The organism is Gammaproteobacteria bacterium (assembly GCA_035279405.1).
Taxonomy (GTDB): Bacteria; Pseudomonadota; Gammaproteobacteria; order Natronospirales; family REEB76; genus REEB76.
The window spans coordinates 1-1265 of the sequence record DATEHU010000005.1; the positions used below are offsets into that span (position 1 = coordinate 1).

Genomic DNA, 1265 nt, shown 5'->3' on the forward strand with positions numbered 1-1265 from the left:
GTGCTGTGGCGGGCCTTCTGGGTCGTCTACGTGGGCTCCGAGCTGCTCCAGCCAGTCTGCCGTGCGCGCCTGGGCCGCCAAAACGTCCCGAACGGAGGCGTCGTCGAGGGATTCCGGCTTCTCCGGGGGCGCGGCGCCCGCCGACAGCGCGGGATCGTCCTCGTACCCTTCATCGAACGGAAGTTCCCCAGAAATTAGGTGTTGGAACAGCGACATGGGAGCGTATCCTACCCGTGCAGTTGTCAGAGGCAAAGGGTTGGCCCCCGGAGAGCGATCTTCGGGGGCTTTTTCACGCCTTTTTGGCCCAAATACCGTGCAATTCGAGTATTAGGCGGCGAATATGCCGAAAATACCCTATTTTTTATAATTTTGGGGCGGATTTTCGATTTTTACTAAGAATAAGTTGAAAACAGTGTTCAGGGGGCGAGGGTAACATCCACTCAATACAGGGGGGTACCCCACCGTACCCCTCCGATACCCAGATGACAGGGTGTCATCTGGTCCCTCAAAAGGTAGGTTCTTTACAATAGAGGTATCGGATCAGGGCTGATCCGGTGACGGGGTACTCACACATACACATCCCGTCGGTTACTCACTCACTCTCACTCATTGGATACACACACCATCATGGCTAAGCTCGTTTTCACCCACATCATCAACACCACCTACACGGCAGGCACCGCGGGAGCGGACAAGATTACGGCGGCGCGCGCCGCGTTCCCCCTGCTGACGAAAGCCAGCAGCACCGTCGCCGAACTGCTGGCGCTTGACCGGCAGGCACAGGACACGCGTGCCGCACTCGATGCGGGCGATGTGACCATCGCGGCCGGGCTTCGATCGATCCTCGCTAGCAATGACGTTGATGTGACAAACACGCGCGCTGTCTCGAAGGCGCTCGCTGCCGACGTGTGGCTCGACAGTGCGTTGGAACCCGTTGCCATCGCGCTTGAGAAGAAGCACCCGGGTGCCACGATCAAGCCGGAGACGAAGCCGGCTGCCGGCACGCCTGCGCTGAAGTATTACGACAAGCTCACGCAGCGCATCAACAGGCTCAGCAAGGCCGTCGTCGGCGTGCCGAAGGCGCCGCGCGTTGCGGCCAGCACGGCGAAGGTGCGCGTCAGCGGCGCGATCACTGCGGCCGTCGTTGCGCAGAAGAACGCGGGTCAGACGAAGGCCGAGATCAAGGCGCAGTTGCTGGCTGCGCTGGACCGCGCGTTCGCCTGAACACACGTTGCGCAACATCCCAGATGACACGCCGTCATCTG

The 1265-nt window shown here is 60.6% G+C and carries 2 protein-coding genes; one reads left to right on the forward strand and one right to left on the reverse strand.

Annotation, left to right across the window (positions count from 1 at the left end; all coding sequences use genetic code 11):
• Positions 1–216: hypothetical protein (locus VJR90_00060; protein ID HKV95873.1), on the reverse strand; the 216-nt coding region annotated here is incomplete at its 3' end.
• 411 nt (positions 217–627) lie between these two features.
• On the opposite strand from VJR90_00060, the gene VJR90_00065 reads away from it, so the two are divergent.
• Positions 628–1224, forward strand: coding sequence for a hypothetical protein (locus VJR90_00065; GenBank protein HKV95874.1), 597 nt, complete (start codon positions 628–630; stop codon positions 1222–1224).
• Positions 1225–1265: the final 41 nt, after the last annotated feature.